This window comes from Desulfovibrio sp. JC022, assembly GCF_010470665.1.
Classification (GTDB): Bacteria; Desulfobacterota; Desulfovibrionia; order Desulfovibrionales; family Desulfovibrionaceae; genus Maridesulfovibrio.
In genome coordinates this window covers 88,032-109,901 of sequence record NZ_VOPZ01000010.1, presented here as the reverse complement: position 1 = coordinate 109,901, position 21,870 = coordinate 88,032, and the positions used below count along the sequence as shown (strand labels likewise).

The 21,870-nt window shown below is 44.1% G+C and carries 21 protein-coding genes and 1 tRNA gene; 7 read left to right on the top strand and 15 right to left on the bottom strand.

Annotation, left to right across the window (positions count from 1 at the left end; all coding sequences use genetic code 11):
- Positions 1-2: 2 nt before the first annotated feature.
- Genes modA (FMS18_RS16695) through modA (FMS18_RS16680) form a run of 4 tightly spaced genes read right to left on the bottom strand, consistent with a single transcriptional unit; the run spans position 3 to position 2,828 of the window.
- Positions 3-728 carry a molybdate ABC transporter substrate-binding protein gene (modA, locus tag FMS18_RS16695; RefSeq protein ID WP_163295817.1) on the bottom strand — a complete coding sequence of 242 codons (726 nt, stop codon included), beginning with the start codon at positions 726-728 and terminating at the stop codon, positions 3-5.
- Positions 728-1,432, bottom strand: coding sequence for an ATP-binding cassette domain-containing protein (locus FMS18_RS16690; protein WP_163295816.1), 705 nt, complete (start codon positions 1,430-1,432; stop codon positions 728-730). Before FMS18_RS16690 ends, modA (FMS18_RS16695) begins: the two co-directional genes overlap by 1 nt.
- Positions 1,429-2,094 carry a molybdate ABC transporter permease subunit gene (gene modB / locus FMS18_RS16685; RefSeq protein ID WP_163295815.1) on the bottom strand — a complete coding sequence of 222 codons (666 nt, stop codon included), beginning with the start codon at positions 2,092-2,094 and terminating at the stop codon, positions 1,429-1,431. Before modB ends, FMS18_RS16690 begins: the two co-directional genes overlap by 4 nt.
- Positions 2,094-2,828, bottom strand: coding sequence for a molybdate ABC transporter substrate-binding protein (gene modA, locus FMS18_RS16680; protein ID WP_163295814.1), 735 nt, complete (start codon positions 2,826-2,828; stop codon positions 2,094-2,096). Before modA (FMS18_RS16680) ends, modB begins: the two co-directional genes overlap by 1 nt.
- 136 nt (positions 2,829-2,964) lie before the next feature.
- Between modA (FMS18_RS16680) and FMS18_RS16675 the strand changes: the two genes are divergently transcribed.
- The 5 genes from FMS18_RS16675 to FMS18_RS16655 all read left to right on the top strand — a co-directional run bounded on the left by FMS18_RS16675 (position 2,965) and on the right by FMS18_RS16655 (position 6,907).
- Entirely contained in the window at positions 2,965-4,044 is a 1,080-nt protein-coding gene (locus FMS18_RS16675; RefSeq protein WP_368854179.1) for a TOBE domain-containing protein, read from the top strand.
- A 213-nt stretch (positions 4,045-4,257) separates the two neighbouring features.
- Positions 4,258-5,301: an ABC transporter substrate-binding protein gene (locus tag FMS18_RS16670; RefSeq protein ID WP_163295812.1), complete on the top strand. Its 1,044-nt coding sequence runs from the start codon at positions 4,258-4,260 to the stop codon at positions 5,299-5,301.
- A 91-nt stretch (positions 5,302-5,392) separates the two neighbouring features.
- On the top strand, positions 5,393-5,908 hold the full coding sequence (gene tpx, locus FMS18_RS16665) for a thiol peroxidase (RefSeq protein WP_163295811.1): 516 nt from the start codon (positions 5,393-5,395) through the stop codon (positions 5,906-5,908).
- A gap of 109 nt (positions 5,909-6,017) precedes the next feature.
- Positions 6,018-6,093: transfer RNA gene (locus tag FMS18_RS16660), tRNA-Thr, on the top strand.
- A gap of 265 nt (positions 6,094-6,358) precedes the next feature.
- Positions 6,359-6,907 (top strand): hypothetical protein, encoded by a 549-nt coding sequence (locus FMS18_RS16655; protein WP_163295810.1) that lies wholly within the window; start codon positions 6,359-6,361, stop codon positions 6,905-6,907.
- Positions 6,908-7,217: 310 nt separating this feature from the next.
- Here FMS18_RS16655 and FMS18_RS16650 read toward each other — a convergent pair whose 3' ends face one another.
- From FMS18_RS16650 to FMS18_RS16605, 10 genes are all read right to left on the bottom strand, one after another.
- Positions 7,218-7,517: a HigA family addiction module antitoxin gene (locus tag FMS18_RS16650; RefSeq protein ID WP_163295809.1), complete on the bottom strand. Its 300-nt coding sequence runs from the start codon at positions 7,515-7,517 to the stop codon at positions 7,218-7,220.
- 951 nt (positions 7,518-8,468) lie between these two features.
- A complete protein-coding gene (locus FMS18_RS16645; RefSeq protein ID WP_163295808.1) occupies positions 8,469-8,939 on the bottom strand; it encodes a very short patch repair endonuclease in 471 nt (156 codons plus the stop codon).
- 14 nt (positions 8,940-8,953) lie between these two features.
- Positions 8,954-9,178, bottom strand: a complete 225-nt coding sequence (locus FMS18_RS16640) for a methionyl-tRNA formyltransferase (protein WP_163295728.1) — start codon at positions 9,176-9,178, stop codon at positions 8,954-8,956.
- 31 nt (positions 9,179-9,209) lie between these two features.
- Positions 9,210-10,586 carry a DNA cytosine methyltransferase gene (locus FMS18_RS16635; RefSeq protein ID WP_163295807.1) on the bottom strand — a complete coding sequence of 459 codons (1,377 nt, stop codon included), beginning with the start codon at positions 10,584-10,586 and terminating at the stop codon, positions 9,210-9,212.
- Entirely contained in the window at positions 10,579-12,603 is a 2,025-nt protein-coding gene (locus tag FMS18_RS16630; RefSeq protein WP_163295806.1) for an AIPR family protein, read from the bottom strand. Before FMS18_RS16630 ends, FMS18_RS16635 begins: the two co-directional genes overlap by 8 nt.
- Before the next feature lie 3 nt (positions 12,604-12,606).
- Positions 12,607-13,554: a PD-(D/E)XK motif protein gene (locus tag FMS18_RS16625; protein WP_163295805.1), complete on the bottom strand. Its 948-nt coding sequence runs from the start codon at positions 13,552-13,554 to the stop codon at positions 12,607-12,609.
- A complete protein-coding gene (locus FMS18_RS16620) occupies positions 13,547-16,231 on the bottom strand; it encodes a Z1 domain-containing protein (RefSeq protein ID WP_163295804.1) in 2,685 nt (894 codons plus the stop codon). Before FMS18_RS16620 ends, FMS18_RS16625 begins: the two co-directional genes overlap by 8 nt.
- Positions 16,228-17,655, bottom strand: coding sequence for an ATP-binding protein (locus FMS18_RS16615; protein WP_163295803.1), 1,428 nt, complete (start codon positions 17,653-17,655; stop codon positions 16,228-16,230). The genes FMS18_RS16620 and FMS18_RS16615 overlap by 4 nt, the downstream gene beginning before the upstream one ends.
- Before the next feature lie 413 nt (positions 17,656-18,068).
- Entirely contained in the window at positions 18,069-19,640 is a 1,572-nt protein-coding gene (locus FMS18_RS16610; RefSeq protein WP_163295802.1) for a hypothetical protein, read from the bottom strand.
- Between the two features lie 61 nt (positions 19,641-19,701).
- Positions 19,702-19,980, bottom strand: coding sequence for a TraK family protein (locus tag FMS18_RS16605; RefSeq protein WP_163295801.1), 279 nt, complete (start codon positions 19,978-19,980; stop codon positions 19,702-19,704).
- Positions 19,981-20,130: 150 nt separating this feature from the next.
- Here FMS18_RS16605 and FMS18_RS16600 point away from each other — a divergent pair, with 150 nt between their 5' ends.
- Both FMS18_RS16600 and FMS18_RS16595 read left to right on the top strand, forming a co-directional pair.
- Positions 20,131-20,397, top strand: coding sequence for a hypothetical protein (locus FMS18_RS16600; protein WP_163295800.1), 267 nt, complete (start codon positions 20,131-20,133; stop codon positions 20,395-20,397).
- Between the two features lie 169 nt (positions 20,398-20,566).
- Complete coding sequence (locus tag FMS18_RS16595) at positions 20,567-20,812, top strand: helix-turn-helix domain-containing protein (protein WP_163295799.1); 246 nt, start codon at positions 20,567-20,569, stop codon at positions 20,810-20,812.
- Here the strand turns inward: FMS18_RS16595 and FMS18_RS16590 are convergent.
- The gene (locus tag FMS18_RS16590) at positions 20,809-21,870 is read right to left on the bottom strand and encodes a macro domain-containing protein (RefSeq protein WP_163295798.1); all 1,062 of its coding nucleotides are present in this window, start codon (positions 21,868-21,870) and stop codon (positions 20,809-20,811) included. The genes FMS18_RS16595 and FMS18_RS16590 overlap by 4 nt on opposite strands.

The window sequence follows — 21,870 nt, the reverse complement described above, 5'->3', positions numbered from 1 at the left end:
AATTAATCCTGCATTCCATGGGCTGCCACAATTTTACGTGCTGCACTGGATTTGAGGAATTTCATAAAGATTCTGCACTCATCAGCGTGGGCAGAACTGTTCATTTGTTCAATCATAATGGAAATGGGAGAATAGGCAGATTCATCCACAAGCGTGAATCCACCAATGGAATCCTTGATCTTGCGGGCATGGGTCAGGTTGATGAAAGCATAGTCCACTTCCCCGGCGACTACATATGATGCTGATTGCGGCACTGTTGCAACCATGAGCAGCTTCGGTTCAAGTCTGCTGAACAGCCCTTTGTTTTTCAGATATTGCAGCGCCGCTTTGCCGTAGATGGCCCGTGTCGTATCCGGCAGGGTAATGCGTGAAACCTGCGCAGCCAGCAAATCATCAGTTCCGCTAAAATTTTTCCCTTTAGGATAGGCGATAACCAGCCGTCCCCGGCCCACTTTTTGAGTCGCAGAGTAATCCAGTTTGGCCCTGTCCAGAAAACTTTTATCGCCGAGGACCAGATCAACAGTGCCGCTGTTCTTAGCTTGAGCGGTGACCCGGGCCATGTTGCCGTAGACTCGCTCCACTTCATTTCCGGTTTTAGCAGTGTATTCGTCGGTGAGGTGGTCCACCAGTGCACGGTAGCCTGCGCCGGATGCAATAACTATTTTGGCCTGAGCAGCAACGGGAACAGAGAGCAGGACAAAAAGCAGCAAGGCAGATAAATTTTTCATTACATATTTCCTACGAGTTCAAGGTGGGGGCGTGGTTTAGGTGCAGGACAGAATCTTTCTCGCTGTCTTTCCAGCCACTGCGGTGATTCATGCCCGTTCTCCAGTACGAAGATGGAGTCGGCCAGATAATAGGCTTCCTCAAGGTCATGGGTCACGTGGATGATGGGGATGTTCAGCTCGCTTTTGAGTTCGCGTAATTCCCGGCGCAGCCCTTCGCGGGTGGCGATGTCCAGTGCGGAAAACGGTTCATCAAGCAAGAGCAGCACTGGTTCACGGGCAAGGGCCTGACAAAAGGCCGCGCGCTGGCGTTCTCCGCCGGAAATGTTAGCCGGTTTGCTTTCCGCGATGTGGGAAATGCCGAATTTTTCAAGCAATGCGGGAACACATTCCTTATCCACAGCCGCGAAACCCACGTTTTTGCGCACGTTTAAATGCGGGAAGAGGGTGTATTCCTGAAAGACAAGGCCCAGACCCCTTTGTTGGGGCTTAGCAAAAGTTTTTGTTGCCGTATCCACCCAGATTTTTTCACCGAGGGAGATTGATCCTGAATCAGGCTCTTCCAATCCGGCAATGATGCGCACTAACGTGCTTTTCCCGGCACCTGATGGCCCAACAATGGCTGTCAGGGTGGAGGGTTTACAGTTCAGAGCTACGTCCAGTGCGAAGTTGGGCAGTTGTTTACGAATATTTATTTTCAGGGTCATGATCTGCTCCGGCTGATGCTGTTGATCCGGTTGATGGCTAAAAGAGCCAGAAAGCTGACCGGGATGATTGCCAGTGACATGTACATGGCATCGTCGTAGCGCATGGCTTCCACTGCTTCGTAGATGGCGATGGAGGCAACTTTGGTGGAGCCGGGAATAGACCCGCCGACCATGAGGATGACCCCGAATTCGCCGAGACTGTGGGCAAATACCAGCATTGCCGAAGCCGCCAGTCCGGGCAGACTGTTAGGCAGAACCACCCGGAAGAATGTTGCCGTGGAGGTTAGTCCCAGTACTGCCGCATTCTCCAGCAAGCGGATGTCCAGTTTTTCAAAGGCCGCACGCATGGGCTGCACTGCAAAGGGCAGGTTGTAGACCAGAGAGGCCAGCAATATGCCGGAAAAGCTGAAGACCATGCGTTCCCCGGTGAGGTCATTCCATAGCCCTCCCAGAGAACCCTGCGGCCCCATAACTATAAGCAGTCCGAAGCCGAGGACCGTGGGAGGAAGCACCATGGGGAGAGAAACAACAGCATCAACCAGACTTTTGCCCTTGAAATCAACGAAAGCAAGAATGTAAGCGATGGGCGCGGCAACAATAGGGATGAATAGGGTTGTAGCCACAGCCAGTTTTGCCGAGATATAGAGTGGATAGAAATCCATTAGTCATACCCGTATTTTTTCTTGATGGCGGATGCTTCAGGACCGGAAAGGAATTCTATGAATTTCCGGGCGGTTTTCTTATGTTCTGAGGATTTAAGGATGCATGCGGCCTGAATTACCGGGGGAGCTTCATTGATGGCCACAAAAGCACCTTTTTTGCCTGCGGGGGTGAACATGGATGAATAAGCGCAGAATCCGGCGTCAGCTGCTCCGGTGGCTGCGAACTGAAAAGTTTGGGCAATGGTCTGGGCAAAAACCAGTTTCGGTTTAGTCAGTTCCCATAGTTTTGTCTGCTGCAAGGCCAGCATGGCTGCGCTGCCGTAGGGTGCTGTTTCGGTGTTTGCAATGGCGATCTTTTGAAATTTGCCGTCCATGATGGTTTTTTGCCAGCTCTGTTCAATTTTATTTTTGTCCTTGGACCAGAGAACCACTTTCCCTTTGGCGTATACAAAGGGAGTTTCAGCCAGTCCGTCACTGTAAAGCTTCTGGGGGCGGCGTTCATCAGCGGCCAGAAACAGATCAAAAGGCGCGCCGTTTACGATCTGGGCGTAAAGTTTTCCGGTGGAGGTGTAAGTGGCCAGAACTTCAAGGCCGCTGCTTTTCTTGAAAGCGGGGATGATTTCTTGCATGGCGGGCATGAAGTTGGCAGCCTGTGCGACCATAAGATCGGCAGCGTTTGCCGAAAAAGGCAGGGCCAGCAGCAGGGTGAGGACGAGGGCACTGATTCGTTTCATTATCTATTCTCCATTTTGAAATTGAGGTCTTCCTGAATTGGCTTTATCAGTGTCTTATGCTTATGCAGGGAGCTGTAAAAATTTCAAACCGGTCACGCATTCTTATAAAAACGTGACTGTTCGAAGGGTTATTCAAGTGCAGAACAAAGGAAACGGAAGTCAGAAAAATCAGGCCGGAGAAAGTCGGCTGGCCCCTGCGGAAGTCTTTGATGTTCCTGATAATGTTTTGCATCTCAGCGGTCCTGAACTTTCTGCTCTGGAAGAAGAGTTCCGCAGTTGGAAAGACGGGGCCATGCGCGCGGATTACGTCCGTTCCCGCACAAGGGCTTTTTGTCTGTTTCTCGTACTCAGGCATACCGGGGCCAAGCTTGGTGAAATTCTGGGACTTGATGAACGTAAGGCGGTTGATCTTGACCGGGCTGTTGTCCTGCTAGGGCGGGAAGGGCATAGGCGTGAAATTCCCCTGCCGCAATCTGTCTGCCGGGAGCTTAAGGGCTTGATTGACGGTCCCATGGGATCAGGACTTGAGGGTGAACTTTTTCATCTTGATCCCGGCTATGTGCGTAGAATTTTTTATGAGCGCGCCGAGTCCTGCGGGTTGGAGCGCAAAAAGGGTGCACCTTCGGTCTTGCGCCGTTCCAGAGCGGTGGAAATGCTGCGTAGCGGTGTGCCGCTGGGGGTGGTGCGCAAGGTTCTCGGGCAGTCTTCAGCCGATCTTGCCGAGGTTTATCAGGAATGGTCGTCCGGGGATGTGAAGAATATTGTCCGGCGTATGGCTCTTGAGGAAAGCGCGCTTAAATCCAGTGCCCGCAATACTTTTATAGGGCAGGTCGGCTTCGTGCGCCGTGACGGGGTGCTGGCCGATGTGGAATTCGAGACCGCCGAAGGTTTCACCATCAGTTCGGTTATCACTCTGGAAAGCCTTTACAAGCTTGATCTGGAAGCAGGTGTTTCTGTTTCCGCTACAGTAAAAGCACCGCTGGTGGCAGTTCGCCCTTTAAAAGGAAAGGGTACTAGTTCCCGCAACTGCATTCCAGCCAAAGTAACCTCTATCAAACAGACAGAAATTCTGGCTGAGGTTTCCGGTGAATCCGCCGAAGGAACCCAGATGTGCGCACTGGTAACATCATGGTCTATTGAAGAAGAAGGACTGTTTGAAGGGGCTGATGTGGAATTTTGTTTTAAGGCTTTATCTGTTGTTCTACATGCAGTCTAATTTTTATTAAGCACCCGCTTATGTTATAATGTCCTATTAGGTTCTTTTTGGCATATAATTGGGCGTGATGATGAATGATAAATTTTATGTGAACAGCAGGTGGTGCGTGTGCGGTTCTTATCTTTTTTCTTTTTATTTGTTGTGTTTTGTCTTTCTTTTATTCTATTTCCCAAAACATCTTTTTGTGAGGGTGGCGAAGAACTGAGCCATGGGATGGAGGTCGTCTTCCTCAATCCCGGTAAGTCCGATCCCAGTGATCCTACTGGCGGATTCTGGCGTGAGGTCGGTTCATTTATGCAGGCTGCTGCCGATGATCTGGGTATTGATCTGGAGATTATCTATGCGGAGCGTAATCATATATTAATGGGCAAAGAGGCTGAAAAAGTTCTCAGCCGTGAGCATCTGCCTGATTACCTGATTGTCGTCAATGAGAAGCTGGCGGCAGGAAAGATCATTGCCTATGCCGATAAAAAAGGCGTTAAGGTCTTTAACCTTTTGATGAATTTTTATGGTGATCAGGCTGCTGAATTGGGAGCTCCGAGGGAAAAGTACAAGAACTGGATCGGTGGTCTGGTCCCGGATAACCGCTGGGCCGGATATAATCTGGCAAAGAAATTGATTGAGAAGGCAAGCGAGCAGGGGATTGCGGAAGAAAAGGTAAAACTTCTGCCTATTGTCGGAGACTATGTCACTCAGGCCACGCTGCTTAGAAATCAGGGATTGAGTTATGCTCGTGCGGATTTTTTTGACGCAAAATTCCTTCCTGAAATTCACTGTCTCTGGCGCGAAGACAAGGCCTTTGAACTGGTTACTAAATTCTTACGGCGGGACCCAAAAGTTAACGTGATCTGGGCTGCTAACGATCCCATGGCTCTTGGTGCCATAGAAGGGATAAAGAAGAACGGACTTACTCCGGGTAAAGATGTGCTGGTAGGTGGTATCAATTGGGATAAGCCCGCGCTTGAGGCTGTCAGAGACGGTTCTATCACTCTTTCCGTGGGCGGGCATTTTATGACCGGCGGTTGGGGGCTGGTCATGCTTTACGACTACCATCACGGCTATGACTTTGCTGAAAAAGATGGAGCGATGATCAGGAAAAGAATTTTTTGTGTAATTGATGACCGTAATGTGAGGCGTTTCTTAAAGAAATTCGGTGCCCGAGACTGGTCCAAGATTGATTTCAGGAAATTTTCAAGAGCCTATAATAATAACGATTTAAAGTACGATTTCTCTATGAAAGCTTTGTTGGGAAACTAGTATGTTATTATTAAATTCGGATCATTGTTGTAGGGAATATTTGGATGTGATATCGATTATTGAACAGAAATTAAATCAACGGAGTTGAATCATGAATGAAAGAACAGGCATAATCACCTTTCAGGGTAATCCCCTGACTCTTCTTGGCGATGAAATTAAAGTTGGCGACAAGGCTCCCGAATTTGGCGTGACCGATAATGGCCTTGCTCCCAAAGCTCTGGCTGATTTTGCCGGCAAGGTACTGATTATCAGTGCCGTGCCTTCCCTTGATACCCCGGTTTGCGACATGGAGACACGCAGGTTCAACAATGAGGCTGCATCCCTCGGCGATGATATCAAAATCCTGACCCTGTCCATGGACCTTCCTTTTGCACAGGCCCGCTGGTGCGGTGCTGCGGGAGTTGAAGCTGTGCAGACCCTTTCTGATTACAAAGACTCCTCTTTCGGTGAGGCTTACGGAGTCCTGATCAAAGAATTGCGTCTCCTTAGCCGCACAGTATTTGTAGTGGATAAGTCCGGTACTGTGCAGTATGCGCAGTATGTAAATGAAATTACCGAGGAACCGGATTATGATGCAGCTCTTGCAGCTGCTAAGAAGCTGGTTTAAGCATCATCCTGAATAAAAAAAACAAAGGCTTCCCATAACTTGGGGAGCCTTTTTATATTTTAGACTTGACCGCAAAATACGTGCTAAGCTAAAGAAAATCTTACCAAAAGCCAACGTAGCTCAGTCGGTAGAGCAGCTGATTCGTAACCAGCAGGCCGTCGGTTCAATTCCGATCGTTGGCTCCAGTTAAATAAAGGGTTTACATCGCATGATGTGAACCCTTTTTTCATCCCTGCTACCCTATTGCTACCCAAAAGGTAGCCGGGTGTAAAATTTTATTTTTGGGTTGGGTAGCTTTTATTGCGCTTGAAGTGCTCTATAAATGCCCGGCATGGCTTGCGGGAGGTCATAGCGTTTGATTTAATAAACTGTGTCTCAGTTGATCGATTTTTGATACCAGAAGACAGGGCTGAGCTAAATTTATGTCTAAATTAAATGGGAAGGATCATTATGCCGGACTATCGCTGGTCACACTATTTGACTGCTCCTTGGGAATTGATTGACGAGTGGTATCGAGCGGTCAAATTCGGAATACGTAATTTATATCAATGGTTTCCCGTGATATGGTCTGACCGTAACTATACATCTGATGGGCTGTTCAAAGTCATGCAGCGCAAGCTTGTGCTTATGCAGAGCGAGTTACGGCGCAACCCTTATCATGCGGGAGCTGAACGGGATCTGCATTTGATGCACGTCTGTGAAATGCTCTTGGAGCGTTACCTCGCTAATAATTACCACGAAAATTGCGTGAAGCACCATCGGGAAAAATGGGGAGAGATACGTTGTTTTTTTGAACCCTCATACGATCATTCAACTGGTGATGTTGATCCTGAAGTTTGTAGGTGGTTTTCTGATTGGCCGAATGCGACCAATCCGAAACTGGAGGAAAAAGCCAGTAAAGAGCTGCATAGGTGTTTAGAACATGAAGAAATGCTTGCAGATCAAGACATTCGGTATTTGTTTAAGCTGTTGAGCAAGCATTCCCGCCATTGGGATTAAGAAGAAAATTAAATCGTCGGCAAGACTCCCGGTTGCGCGTATTGTCTTGCTGATGGTCTCCGCGCTTTTTTCCGCAAACAAGTCCGCGCTAAATGGTGAAATATTTACCACTTGATGGTGAATATTCAAGGTAAATTGGGTGTTGGAAATACATCGTCTTGGCTTTGTTGTTAGAGAAAAGTAGCGGTTTAAATAGCGATTCTTAATAGTCGTAATGCATTAATATTAATGCCTTTTGTTTAGTCAAAAGACGTTAAAGTTATTGTTTTTGAGCGTTTCAAATAGCGGTTTTTGGGTGCCAATTCGCGGTTTATGCAACTGTGTGTTTTGCATCTACAGAAGAGAGCCCAGATAAATCAATCTGGCTGCGTACTTTATAAAGGTCATAGTTGGCCTGCATAGCCAGCCAACTTTCCGGGGTGCGTCCGAGAGTTATTGAAAGGCGCAGGGCCATTTCAGGAGAGACAGCACTCTTGGCGTTCAGGATGCGGGCAAGGGTGGATGGAGCTACGCCAAGCATCGTTGCCAGCTTGCGGTAGCTCAGGTTGTATTCTTCCATATACACGGACTTAATAAGCTCGCCGAGATGCGGTGGATTGTTCATAGGCATTAGAATATCCTCAAATCTAAATTGCAATATTTTATGCAATTATCTCCCCTTATTTATCCTTCTTATACCTTTTTCAGCCATGATGTTAAATTTATTAACGCGATGTAGAATTTTGCAGGATCAGTCTCAGAATTCTACAAAATAGTACATGCGGACACGGCGTTCGAAGGCAGGACAGGTAAGGTAGGCCCACTTTTTCAAAGCGGTGTACCTTACGTCCTGCTCAGCCTTGGGCTGAGGTGGGCTTATTCACCTTCGGTTCAACGTGTTTTTGTTGGTGAAATTAAGGACAGCTGAATTTTCAGCCGTCCTTTTGGGTTGCAATTGTTGAGTTTTATTTTGAAAAAAAGCGTATAAAAACAAGGTTATATGAGTCGGCTTTTTGTGGTGCTTAATTAATTGATTCTATGGATAGCGAGTTTAAATTCCTAGTGAATTCTGTGGGCGCAATTTTGCGCTTGCATAACATAGCGACAGATCCGTATTGAGCTGCCGCTATGTTTGTCTCTAGGGTATTTGCCTTTGAGATATGTTTATTCCATTAAAATTATTTACAAATTCAACGGGCTTAATTTTAAGCTCGTTAAATATGAGGGCCTTAATCTCCTAGAAATAGCGGCGTCTTGATTTACAGCTTATGGTAATGAGGGGGAATGGTAAGAATCTGAAATTTTGGTGAAATACCTCAGTCCAATTATGGACCAACATTAGTTAGGCGTTGCTTCTCTGCTTAATGATCTATGGGAATTTTAGGGTGTTTAGGAGCCCTGAATTTTCAGGGCTCTTCGGTTTTAGAGAATTGCTTTTAAAAGGTATGAGTCAAGAAGCGGCAATTGTCGACGAACTGCCCGCACCATTATTCATATTAATGAGGTGGATGCTTTGGGGGTGAAGATGTCATATGGCTATGTTTTTTGCTGTGAGTGGGGAAGTTAGAAATTAAATCGCCTTTTACTTTTTTTTGGGCTGGCATGAATCCTTGGAAATTTCTGCGAATACACTATTATCTTTTAAGAATAGCTCAACTTCATCAAGTGTATTGGCCTTTTCTATGTCGCTACAGTTTTTGATAGCACATTCCCATACAATCAAAATTCTCCAGCCTGAATCTAGAAGGGCATCGATATCACGTTTGTCCCTTTTTACATTTTTCTCAAGCTTGTCCGTCCAGTATTCTGTATTTGATTTTGGTAATTTAAAATATGCGCAACTATGCATGTGCCAGAAGCAACCATGAACGAAGATCACGGATTTATATGCGGGAAGCACTAGATCAGGTGTTCCCGGCAGGTCTTTGCGATGCAGTCGATATCGATAACCACGTCTATGGAGTCCTTTACGAATGAATATCTCAGGCTTGGTGTCTTTGGATTTAATACACCTCATGACATCACTTCGTTTTTGCTTGTTGAAGCAATCCATATTGACGTTCTGAATTAAAAATTTGTTTTAATAATTTTAAGTAATTGCTCTATGGCCTCTTGAGAGAGTCTAAGCGATTGACTTATTTTGCCTCTGTCTTGTCGTTGTTTTGAACCATATGTGTCTATCTGAAGATATTTTTTGCCGTCCAGCTCGACAATTGAGTATGTCCCTTCTGTTTCAGTATGTTTGGCAAACCTTTCAAGTTCCCTGTGTTCAAGCTGTCTAATGATGGCCATTTTATACTCCTGATCTTGTAGAGCGTACTTGTTACCTTGTTTCGAGGATAAAGCTTTCAGCCTCATCCAATGATAAATCTTCTTCAATTAACGTTTCGATTATGTCTTCAAGTTTATGATAGTCACTAAGCTCGAAAGAATAATTGTTTCGCAATCTTTCTTTCAGGCGTATTTTATAGCGTTTACTTCTGTATGCTTTAAAAGATTCTGCATCCATGGGCTTGTAGCTGGGTTCTTCCACATATGGGTACTTTTTGCCTGCAAAACTATCCAAGATAGCTTTGAAAATGATTTTAGCACCGGCAGGAGGCACAGCCATGCCAATTTGTTTGCGTACTTGAGGGAGTGACCCCATGAAAATAAAGTCATCAGGAAAGCTTTGAAGGCGTGCTCTTTCCCTGTTTGTCAGGCATCGACACTCCTCCCAGTGATAGCCATGGGTTCCGCCTCCGCCGCTTCCTGTAATTGTGTAGGCAGGCTTGTCAGGGTGCAACCTTCTGTAGATGTGGCTCATCCTAGCTTTTTTGCAGTTAAGTTTGCAGGCTATAATGCGTTCTTTAATTTCATGGTCGGTAGCATTACCCAGTTTTTCTTCGAACCAAGGAAGTTTTTTTTCTAGATATTCACGGCAGCCTGCTTCTCCCATTTCGAGCAATGTATCGAGAAACCATGCGTTATGCCATGGCGGGGTGAATAGAAGGCGTTCTTGCACACGGGGGTCTTGCTTGAAATTATTGGCATTCGAGGGAGGGGTTTGATATGGTTTGCCCAATATTTCAGAAGCTGTGACCGGAGTTTTGTGTGTTGGTTCTGGGATTCGAAATTTAATTTTCAAATCCTTCCTGATTCCAACTATTATATAGCGGTGACGCATTTGAGCCACCCCGTACTCATCAAATTTATAAAGGTGGATTGTCAGGTCGTAGCCATGTTTTCCGGCTGCTTCTAGTTCTGAAATGATTTGATAGAACGTAGCGTCTGAATTTGCTGAATGAATTCCGCTCACATTTTCAGCAATAAAGAAAAGTGGATTCATTTGCTCAATAACTTTTACTCCTGCCTTGTAAAGGTTGCCATATTTTCCATTAATCCCCTTGCGCTCTCCTACGACACTGAAATCGTTGCAGGGAAAGCCAAAAGCCAGTGCATTGATGGGAGGAAAATTCGCCAAGATCTTATGATCGGCGTCTTTGATGTTGTTGGCAAAATCTAAGGCGTCACAGTGAACCCCTTCTCCTAAATTGTTTGAGTTATAGGTAGATATCGCATGCTCATCTTTGTCTACTCCCCATATATGCTCAATGGGAAGGGGAGAACCGTCGTATTGATACTCCTCAGCTGCGAGCCGCGCTCCTAGGGCCATTCCACCGGGCCCACAAAAAAGCTCGCCTAAAAGGAATTTAGTCATTTGGAAGAAAACCTTGTTCGATAGCGTTGTCATTTATTTCGACAAGCTTGAGAGCTTGCCAGTCTTGAATGCGTTCCGGCCTTATTGATGCTGTTTGCAGCAATCCAAGTTGGTTGGGGGAAAGTGTTCTGGATTCGTTTTGCCACTGCAAAAGATGTTGCCAGTATTCACTCCCCTTATTGATTACAAACATCTGGGCTTCTAATCCCGTGAGCATTTTTTGGTCGGTTTTTGCGTCTTTTTCCTCTCCTATTATTGCTGTTTTGTCGACTAGTAATGTAGCTACTCCTTCCGGGAGGTCCACATGAATTCCTTTCACTTTCTGCCAGCAAAGTTCCTGTTTGCAGTATTGAGTAACGTTTAATTCTGTATTTTGAATTTGATTATTCACCTTCTCTGCCAGAGAGAGAAGAAAGGTGTTTATGTCTTCTGGAATGCTTTGTTTTTCCCAAATTAAAGAAAAATCAATAAATTTTTTTGTTTCTTCAACTAAAAAGGTAAAGAGGGCCAAGGTGTATGTGACTATGTTGGCTTTATAGCCTCCGTACCATGATTGTTTCATGATTTGTTTGTCTAATCCTCTGAAGAGGATGGCTTTGGCCACAAGGTGCTTGAAGTAGAGATCACCAAATTGACTGTCGTCGGCTTCCCATTCTTTATCTATTTTCCCGGCTAATTCCCGAAAACACGTCTGGGCCCCTTTACTCACAATGTTAGGCATCATTAAAAAGGTATAATCGTATTTTGCGAAGTCAGTTTTGGTGACCATCTGGTGTTTAGGATTAATCGTAAGGAATTTTGTTTGTTCTGATCTGGAAAAGGCTGCGTATGCATTGGCAAATTGTCCGCGAGCACGCTCGTAGAACCAGTGGGTGTCTTGGTTGGTTCCTTCTGGAGAGGGAGCCCAAATTCTTCTCGATTTTTCTTCTATACGTAAGTGAAATGGGTGGTTTGATGAAAAGTCCGCAATATTTACCTTGTTTTGAGTGTTGGCACACTTAGATATTTGAGGGACTATTGTTTCTACCTCATCTGGTGCTATTACGGACAATTTAACCTGTACATGTATTGCGGATAAATCCAGCTTATGCTTTTTTTTCGACATAAACAGCGAGGCTGTAGTTTGTCCGCCGTTTACTATTTGTAGGTTGGTTATAGCACAAATTTTATCTTTTTCAGGGGACAGGCAGATCTGTTCAGCAGTTGCCGTTAAGCCATTGTTATAGGCAAAAAACATATCAGGTGAGTTTTGGATTGTTGTTTTTATTCCTTTGTTTACGTTGCCTCTGAATTGTAGAAAGGTACGCACGTTTTGTTCAAGCAACCTCTCTCTGTGTTCATCATATAAAGAAGCTAAAAGTTCTCCGGGTAAAACAAGAAGATATGATTGACATGATTCTGAACCTGTAAATGCAGGTAAGCATGGGACAGGTGTGTCGAAGTTAATAACGAGATCTTCACGAGCTTTGCCGGATAGTTCTATATTGGCAATTCTCCCTAGGTCCCATATATTATAGTGCTTTGTTATGGAACCATTGTCGGTCTGAGATAGACCTTTTGCTTTAGAGCTGAGGACTCCATTTGATAACAGAAAAAATTGAACCTTAGAAATATATTCTGCATTTTCATAAATTTCACGCGCTACAATATATCCCATTGTGCTTTCTTCAAGGGCTTTATGAAATGGTTTGTCGATGCATCGCTGGAAAAATTTATCGGCACGTTTAAAAATTGTTTTCAGTGAAGTCTGAGTCAAAGAGTAAGGCTCGTTACTGGGTTTAAAATCAGATATGAATAAACTAAGCACTCCTGTTTCTATGCTGAGATTCCATGCGTCTATGCGTAAGCCGAGTGATTGATGTTTATATTCAGCCAACGAATAGTCTTCTATCGCCTGATAGTCGAAAAGGAATTCACAAACCCTTTCAGTGAATATTGACTCAGTGAAATCTTGCTCAGCATCAGATCTGGCATAAATGTCTTGCATGAAGTCTTGGTAGTAATCTGTAAAAAGCATATTTTACATCCAGTCAGGTTTACCTTCAAAAGGGAGGCAGGCATTTAATTCAATGCCGTATGAAACATTAACAATTCCAGTGTTTATATTGTCTGGGCAAAGTCTGGGAAAATCATTTTTAACTTCAAAGCACATTTCCGAAGCAACAATGTATGCAAAGTCGGTGTATTGTTCCAAATCAAAATATCCCATCTGAAATAGCAAGTCCTCAAAGCGATCTATTAGGCTTGTCGATTCCTGCTCCAATAATTCGTATATGGACTTTATTATGTCGGGTAAATTGACAGAGTCTGGTTCATCTTTGTGACTTTTCCCCAGAGTGAGCACCCAGAGATACATTTCAGGCAACTGTGAACACAGTTGATCAATGTTTGATATTTTTATTTTTGGTGATGTCGTCCCAGACTGACACTTGACCTCAAAAGCAATGTTATTGATGCAGAAGTCTTGAGGTGAACCTTCTGGACCTGTCCAGAAGTTGATGGCTGCTGAAGCACCAAAGTGGGGTATCAAATGTCTTTTTAAGAAAAGTAATTCTCCGAGAAGGCCTTTGATTGCTTCTTCAGATAAGATGCTTGAGCGTGCTTTTTTTAAGAATTCATGCCACCTAAACAACCTTGCTAAAATTACGTTGAAACCGGAAGAGTTCGTTTTACTGTTTTTTGAAACATGCACCAAGTCTTGGCATAAAGCGAAAAACATTTCCCAATTTGCAGCCTCAGACAAAATTAAAACAAAGGAAAACCTGCCTTCATCTTCCGTTATTAAAGCTTGTATGCCTGCGAGTTCTGGAAGAACAGGGAATGTTGACCGTTCTTCAAGATCAAACAGAAATAGATAACGTCCTCGGAAATCTTTTGCCCAAAACAAATTAAGAGGATGTTGGCTGTCTATTCTTCTCGCTTTTATGTTTCTAGACGGTTGGGAGATTTTAATCCATGGGTTATTCATCTATAATATCCTCATCTTCAATGAGTTCCCCATATTCATTGTCCCACCAAACAGTGTTAACGACATATTCAACAAGTTTTTTAGGCCGTTTGCTGCCCGGAGATCCCGGGAAACTCATTCCCCAGCCTAAAATTCCTTCTTTAAAAAGGGGAGAATTTTCTTCGAGTTGGCAGTCTAAAAGATGTAGCATAAGCAGGGGCTTGTCTCTAGCTTCACGGTAAACAGTATCTGATAATTTTTTGTTCTTGGCTAAACTCAAAGCTTTACCTTCTTGGTTTGCATCAAGTCCGATTTTTTCAATGCTTCCGCTGGCAACCCTTCTATTGGGAAACTTAATGCTGCTCTCTGTTTCTTCTTTTACTGTGCGTATTTGTGCATTGATCTTTATTGTTTCAATATTCTTTTTTATTTTAGATTTACCATCTTTGGGGGTCATTAACAAAACATCCCAATTGGAATACCCAGTCGCAGCAAGCCATGATCCGTGGTCCTTTAACGGAAGTGATTCCGTTAAGTCTGATGACGGCGTGTTTATAAATGAATTTAAAAAGCTTTCAATAATCTCCCATGCGACGTCTTTCCACAAATAATAGGTTTGACCATGGTGTTGTGTAGAGTTTTCGTTGTTTTGAATTTTAGTGATAATGCCGTCCAAACTAAGCAGGTTTCGAGCGACAACTTCTTTTTTGGAGCTTAAAGATTTAGTCTCAACTAGTCTTCCTTCAAGCCCAATTTTTCGCGGGACACGCTTGCCAGATCTCATTTTGTTTCGAGCAGTTACAATTAAAGATTCTGGATGAGCTCTAACGCATAACCCAAAATCACTTGGAGTCATTCTAGCGTTCTTCATTTTTAAGAATTCAATTCTTAATTCTTCCGTTGCTTTGGATATATGTGCATACCAGCCTTTTGCTTCTTTGCTCATAAAAAGACGACATACATCAGCATAGTTGTCACGATACCCAAACCAGCGGCCCATCTGGAGCAATGTGTCGTACATGATTGAATTGCGCAAAAAATATGAAACGGTCAGCCCTTCAAGAGTAAGTCCCCTAGATAGGCCAAGTCCGCCAACGGCAATCACATTTCTCCCATTCGGGTAGTCTTCCCTGCTATAGTTTAATGGCTCCGCTGTAGAAGATCCATTCACCTCAATTACTCCTACTGGGCCGATAGCCTGTTCCAGTAGGTTTTGGACAGCACTCCATTCAAAATTCATATCGTGAAAATGCTTTTCCCATGTGTTGTAAATAGCCTCTAATGTTGAATTTTGTAATGCTTGCTCTGGTGGCAGTTTGCTGTGGTTCTTAATTGCTGGGCGCAATTCTTCTTTTATGTATTCATCAACGAGCAATTTAACTTTTGATTGAATGTTAGTAAAACGGCTAACATTTATCATCATAGAGTTGTGTACTGTTGTCTGTCCTCTGCTTAAGCGAATAGCTCTAGCTAGCACGAAGCATACGATGGCTTCATTTAAGCTTGGAGGGAGTTCTTCAATTTCTCTATCTATTTTGTGAGTTAAAGGAAGTATTGTGCTGTAATCGTCAACTTCACAAATCATTTTCAAATCTGTATTTTTGCTGAAAACCCGTTCCGGGCCGACATAGTTGTCTGGAGCATCAAGGCTTAAGATGAAGTCTCTAGGGAACAAGTTTTCGTTTATCATTTCATCATTAGTGTCCGGGTCGATAAAAATATTGGCAAAAGGAGTTGCTGTGTATCCCACGTATGATGATTGTTTAAAAAGAGACAATAATTGTCTTATTTTGCCGTTTATTGCAGTGATTCCGTCTGTCTTGGTGTTTATCGAAGCATGGTCTGCTTCGTCGTCAATCAAAAGCATTGGATAGGACTGAAGTTTGTGAGGATTGTTGTTTTCCAGCCAGTCAATCAAGTTGCTGAGTGTGTTGCTGTTTTTTTTAAGAACTAAAACCGCTGGTTCTCGTAGTCCGTCAATGCCGACGCCTACTTTAGATACTTGTTTGCTAAAATCATCAGTACTGGTTGTAAAATATGTTGGTATGCGTTCTTTTGAGATTAACCCTGCTCCAATCCATTCATTTAAGCGCGTGCACCGACCAATAAATCCACTGTCAATACGTTCTTGAGTCTGGTTCCTCAGTGCGTTCAGCATGCCTGCCAAAACGATAATGACCTTGTAGCCGCAGTCGGCTGCTTTGCAGATTACTCCTGTGTAGTTTGCTGTCTTGCCTGATTGGACATGACCAACAACCATTCCTCTGCGATCCCAACTTCCTTCTTTTTGAGGATTTTCTAAGTGGTCAATGACTTGATCTGTGACGCTGCCCAAGCTGCGCACTACTTGCGGGGGGAACCCATCTTGCAACAGCAATTGGCGGTATCTTCCCCAGTAATACCAATCAATATCTCCATATTTTTGTTCAAGCCACGGGGTATATTTGTCCCCCGGGAATATGGTTCCTAATGTCATTTGGATATCAAATTTTTCTTGTAGCTTGTTGACGATAATATCGACGTCAATTTTCTCAATCTCATCTTCCGGGTTCAATGCTGCTGTTCCGCTAATTGCGTTTTTAACTGCAAGGTTAAATTGGTCTTTCGTTATTTCTTTTTCTTGAGCGACTAATCTTGAGAGGAGTTGTGTTGCATAAATTTCAATGTCTTTCTGTATGTCGTTTATAGCATTATTCATCTCATTAAACCTCTTTCATTTAAAATTAGTATGGTCAGCTCTCGATTTCGGGAAAAAGGGGAAATAGCGAGCAATTCCTTAAGTTCTTGCTCATCTGAATTTTCGTTAAGAGCCCACATTTCGACGAATGTGTCGAGCAGGGTTTCGATTTCTTCTCTTTCGAAGTCAGGAGTGGATAACTTTTCAGGTGACCCTGCATAGTCATGAAAAAAGCGAGCCGAGGGGAAATTTGACTCGAAAAGGGTAAGCGTATGGTCAAACAGTTTTTGATCTGCTGGAACCATTGAATCTTTAATTTTGTTTATGAGCGGGTGTGTTTTGTTGATCTCGTATTGAATCGAGTTGCCGACAGCTCTTCTGTTCCAAACAGGATGCTTTTCTTGTGATGGCAAGACTCTTCCTTTTTGCTTGTATACGTTCTTTCCGGCTTGGCTGATTTTTTCAATGATCCTTTTTAGCTGGGTGCGAACGCTTTCTGGGGGAGCTGCGTGGGATTTTTTTACATCTATTCGCCATAGGTGATCTAAAGAATTGGGGAGATCAATTTTAACTCTGACGAGTTTGGTCAAGTCAGCTTTTTTTATAAGGCGAAACCATGTCCCTCTGATAATAAGCCGTCTGTTTCTGTATACATAGAACCCTTGATTTTGCAGGTAGCCTTCTTTGCCTGCATATCTTTTATATTCTGTAGAAGGAACTTTATTGTGATGAGGCAGTATAAATGGCTGTACAATTACTTCATGCCCTTCACATTTAATTGTTTCTTGATTTAGCTCTGTAGTGCTCTCCGATGAAGAGTGGAAAGGGTCAAATCCTTTTATGGGAGAACCATTGATTTTTAAATTGATTTTTGAGTGCCCCCTCTCCGGGGATAGAAATCTATGGAAAACAAGCTCTAGGTGTTCGCGAGCTTCAAGCATAGTACGGTTAAATGCTTGTTCTTGCTTTTGGCTTGTAACCTGATCGTCAATTCTATCTATTTCTTCCCATAAAACAATGGTTCCAGTTTCGATGCTTGCTAAATTAGATTCGCTAAGTTCTTTAATTTTCCCGTTGCCTGTCGATACGTCTATTATAGACAAGTTCCATTCTTCAGATGTGGATCTGGCAATTTCATCTAAGTCCCATTGGCAACAATAAAATTTTTTGTTTGTTTTGCTGATGACCGTCAATTTCCGGCATTGCGAAAATGACGCAGTTTTCATGCCCAGTCCGAATCTTCCCAGATCTTTAATATTTCTATTCGCGCGAGGGTTGGAACTGCCAAATTTCATAGCGTTTATTAATTCTTGGGCATCCATTCCATGTCCGTCATCAATAATAGCAAGCCATGGGGAGCCATTCTCCCATGCAAAGTTTAGAGAGATATTTTTGGCTTTAGCGGTGATGCTGTTGTCAACAATATCTGCGATGGCGGTAGGCATAGAGTAACCTATGTCACGGAGAGATTCTATTAAAGATGTCGGAGCTGGGGGGAGGTTGTAGTGCTGCGTCATACTCAGTAGGTCCTGTTTTGAAATTTTTCATACCCTATAGAAGAACTCTCAGTATGACAATATGTATAATGTTGTTGGGTGTTTCCTTTGAGTTTGAAAAATTGGCTCGGATAGTACTCAAATATATTGATTATTCTGTCGCTTTGGTCTTAACTACGAACAAGGCGAAGCGAGTCATTTGTAAAAATATGTAACCATATCCTCGCTAGATATAAGTAACAGCTAATTGTGTTTTGGTTATTGAGTAGTGGGTATGGGTAATTATATTTTACATCCGATGGAGTCGTCAAAAGTAACCTGTTTTATTTGTAGATAAATTGTCTTTGGTATTTAACTGCTATTTACCTGTCCTGCTTTGGGCTGTTTCTATAAATATTTTTACCCCAGTAGAACTTCCGCCACCTGTATCTGGACTCCTCGGTGCTGGGAGGCACGGTACATCGCGCATCAATCACCGCCAGAGCTTCAGGCGTCTGTGTGGCGAGCCATGATTCAAATTTTTTGTCTGATTTTGCCTGTGTCTCCTTTTTTGCCTGCTGCTTTTTCTGTTCTGCAAGCGCACGGACTACGCTGTTTTCTTTTTTGGCGTTGGCAAGGGCCTGTTCGTTGGGCGAGAGGAAGCCGACCGGCCTGCGCCATGTGCCTGTGTCTTTCAGGGTGGCGAAGATATAATTGCACGGGCCTTTGCGGTTTTGGGGAAAGGTTTCGTGTTCCAATTCCCATTCTGCGGCATAGAGTGAGTTCTTGATGTCGAGAAGAGTTTCGTTCCCTACAACCCGGTGGGTTACAATCTGGCGAATCTGATTTGGCCCAAATTTGTGTTTGTGGAGCCGGGGCCAGTGGATTTCGAAATCCTCCGTGCTGATCTCCAGCAGTCTTCGCGCACTTAATTTTTCTTCAGCGTTAGATAGATTTTCTATCTGTCTATCTAATATAAGATGCTCGTGATACCGATCTTTTGGAGTGTCAGAGTGCGGGGGCAACTTGCTGTGATTCTTTGACTGGCAAGGGTTGAGGGGCTGTTTTGCCTGCGCAGGCTCGCTGTTGAAATGATTCCGATCAAGTCTGGTTGCATGATCAGTTTCATTTTGCTCATGAATCCGATCATGATCGGTTATGTCGGGTTGATACTGATCATTTCTTGCCGGGAACGCTTGCAGCAGTTCTTTCATGCGGTCCATGGGCTTAGCATTCAGCTTGAGGATTACACCGAAACGGGGGCCGCGTTCATGTTGTTTCTTAGCGTAAAGACCGTTTTTTTGGCCGCGCTTAACTGTCCGACGGGCGGTCACTTCACTGCAAGAGGTCTGTTCGGCAAGGTTTTTAATTATAAGATGAACTTTGCCGCTAGGGGCAACCTCTGCAAGTTTTGAAATTACAGCGAACACACGTTTTTCCGTATTGGATAAACTGGAGAAAAACAGGTCGGTTTTGTTTTCCAGATCCAAGGCATGGCCGCATTGATCTCGGCTGCCATCAAATAAAATGAAATATGATTCATTATTGATGTTGGCGGATTGGCCGTATTCCTGTGAATGAAGTTCAAGGAACCGCTCGCAGAGTTCTTTGTTCAGCGTGACGATGCTTCCGTGCTTGCGCCCTGCGTCATGGTTTTTGCGTTTATAAAGTCCAGCCTGTTCTCCTTTAGGGATATGGCGCAGAACGCTTGCTTTGCTGCATCCGGCTGCGTGTTGAAGTTTGGAAATAACAATCGGGAATGGCTTTTCCATTGCCGGTGCGGACTGGATGAGAACTGCAATTATGTTTTTGGCTGTGTATGAAAGGGATCTGTAGAATTTGTTCAACTTGAGCCGGATAAGGACCCGTGAATAACCCGCACTCGTTTGAAATTGCTGCTTATCGTCGCAATTATCCGGTTTACAGGAGGGGCATTTGTGTTCCTCTGAAGTCATAAAATTAAGTAGCTGCTAAAGGTTTAGGGGATTTCTTTGGGGTGCTGCCAAGAGAGCATTTCTAAATTAATTCATCCAAATCTTCTTTGGTTACGATGCTCTTGTGTACGAAAGGCCTGTCTTCTTGTGTGATGGCAGAGCGTTTGGGTTTGCGCCGCTTTTTTCGCCGTACCCCGTCAAAGGTGTATGAACAAAAAATGGAGTAGCTCATTGTGACTTTGCCTTTTTCTGCCAGATGATCGTAGATCATTCTTTTATTATAGCCGCTTTCGTGAAGAGTTTTTATCTCTTTGAGGTTGGCTATGAATTCGACTCTGGCGAACCCTTTTTTCTTTTTCATTGTGACCTCGATAAATTTAAGGAGCCTTTGCTCGTTTAGTTTGGGTGTGTGTTTGGACTGATTGACATGGAGTTGGTTTATGCTAAATTAGTATTTTTAGTCAACGCTAATTTAGCAAAGAAATGTATTTAACTAAGATGGTCAGGAACGATGGAAAATAATGGGAATGAATTTGAGCGGGCTTTGGTGGCTGAGATCGTCAGCCTATATGTAGAGAAGGGGATTTCTCATACACAATTTGCACGATTGATGTACGGCGACACAAAGACAGCCCCTTCTAAATGGTGGAAGATCAGGGAATGTTCGCCGACAGGTAAGCCTCAGAGCTTGCCGGTTTCAGAGGCTGTTCAAGCTGCGGGCGTGTTGGGAATGGACGTTGCCAGCCTGTTCTTTCGTGTTCAAGAGAGGCTGCGCTGATTAATGTTTTGAAAAAACTGTCTATCCAAGGGCTGGCTCTATGGGCTGATCTTTCTCTTGAGCTTATAAAACTTCTTTGCTAAATTAGCAAAGACTTATTGAGTCGGAATTCGAAATAAGCTTGGAGAATTAGATAGTGATTTTGGAAAAAGATATTTCAGAGAAAAATATGAAGAACATTCGACTGGCTATTGAAGAAGCTTTTAAGCCGGTCGTGGAACTGGAAATTTTAAATCGGAAAGAGACACTTACAGTTCAAGAAGCCGCTGATTTTCTAACAGTGAAAAAGAATACTCTGGACCACTGGCGCAGTAGTGGCGAGGGGCCGAGGTTTTCAACCCTTGGTCGCAGGATCGTGTACAGAAGGGCGGATTTGGTCCAGTACGTTAAGGATAATTCGGTGGAAGTTTTTTAGATTGGCGGTTGCTCTGGTTGTATCCATTCTTTATTGGCAAGAGCGTTGTAAGCAATCTCTACATGTCTTCGCTGAATCATTTTAGCCTTGCGGGCATTCCAGTTTTGTACACCGGAAAAGACTTCATCCACATTCGTGGCGTTTTCCTTGGAGACAAGCCAATGTACTGTCGCAAGAACTTCCATGCCGTAAGGTGTTTCAAAACCGGCAATCAGGTCACCGACTCTATCCACTTTTGATAGTGTTTGTTCGTGTTTTTTGAGAAAAGTCAGTGCATCAGCACAGGCGTCTTTACGGCATTCAATCAGCTTTTGCGGTGCGTCTCCCCCGTCACCGTATCCGGTAATGAAATGGCCTTCGATAAGGTTGAGAACATGGCGCAGGTTTTCAGCGTATGGACCGTATATGCCTTTGCTGAAATTGAGTCTTAGGTCTTCGCCGGATTCCTGCATGAAATACATGAGCTTTTGCAACTCCAGCAGGGTAGTGGAGGGAGCCATCAGTCCGTTGATGTATTGCTGCATCAACCGCAGCAGGGCAGCCCGTCCTTTGGTCATGCTTGGGGCTTTGGTCTTGTTGGTCATTTGGTCCGCTGCCGGACTTCCTTTAGGTTCATATAAATAAACGGTAGTCTCGGGCAGGGCGGTGAATGCATTTTCAATTTCAGCCCGAACCATTTCCCAAGGCAGACCGCCAAGTCCGCAACCTAGAGGTGGGATTGCTATGGAATTGATGTTTTTTGTCTTGATTTCTTCGACCAGTGCCGCAAGCCCTGCCTGAATGTCTTCAATGCGGCTTTTGGCCCGCCAGTGGCGTTTGGTCGGGAAGTTAATTATGTACCGCTGTTCCCCGGTAAGGTTGCGGGTGTCGTGGGTGAACATCATGCCGATATGCAATTCTTTTTTGTCGCACACGGCTTTATATTCCGTGAAATTTTCAGGGAAAGCTTTCTTGAATTGCAGGGCCAGACCACGGCCCATGACTCCGACACAATTCACGGTATTCACAAGGGCCTGTGCTTTGGACTGAAAAATATCTCCGCTTGTTATTTCAATCAT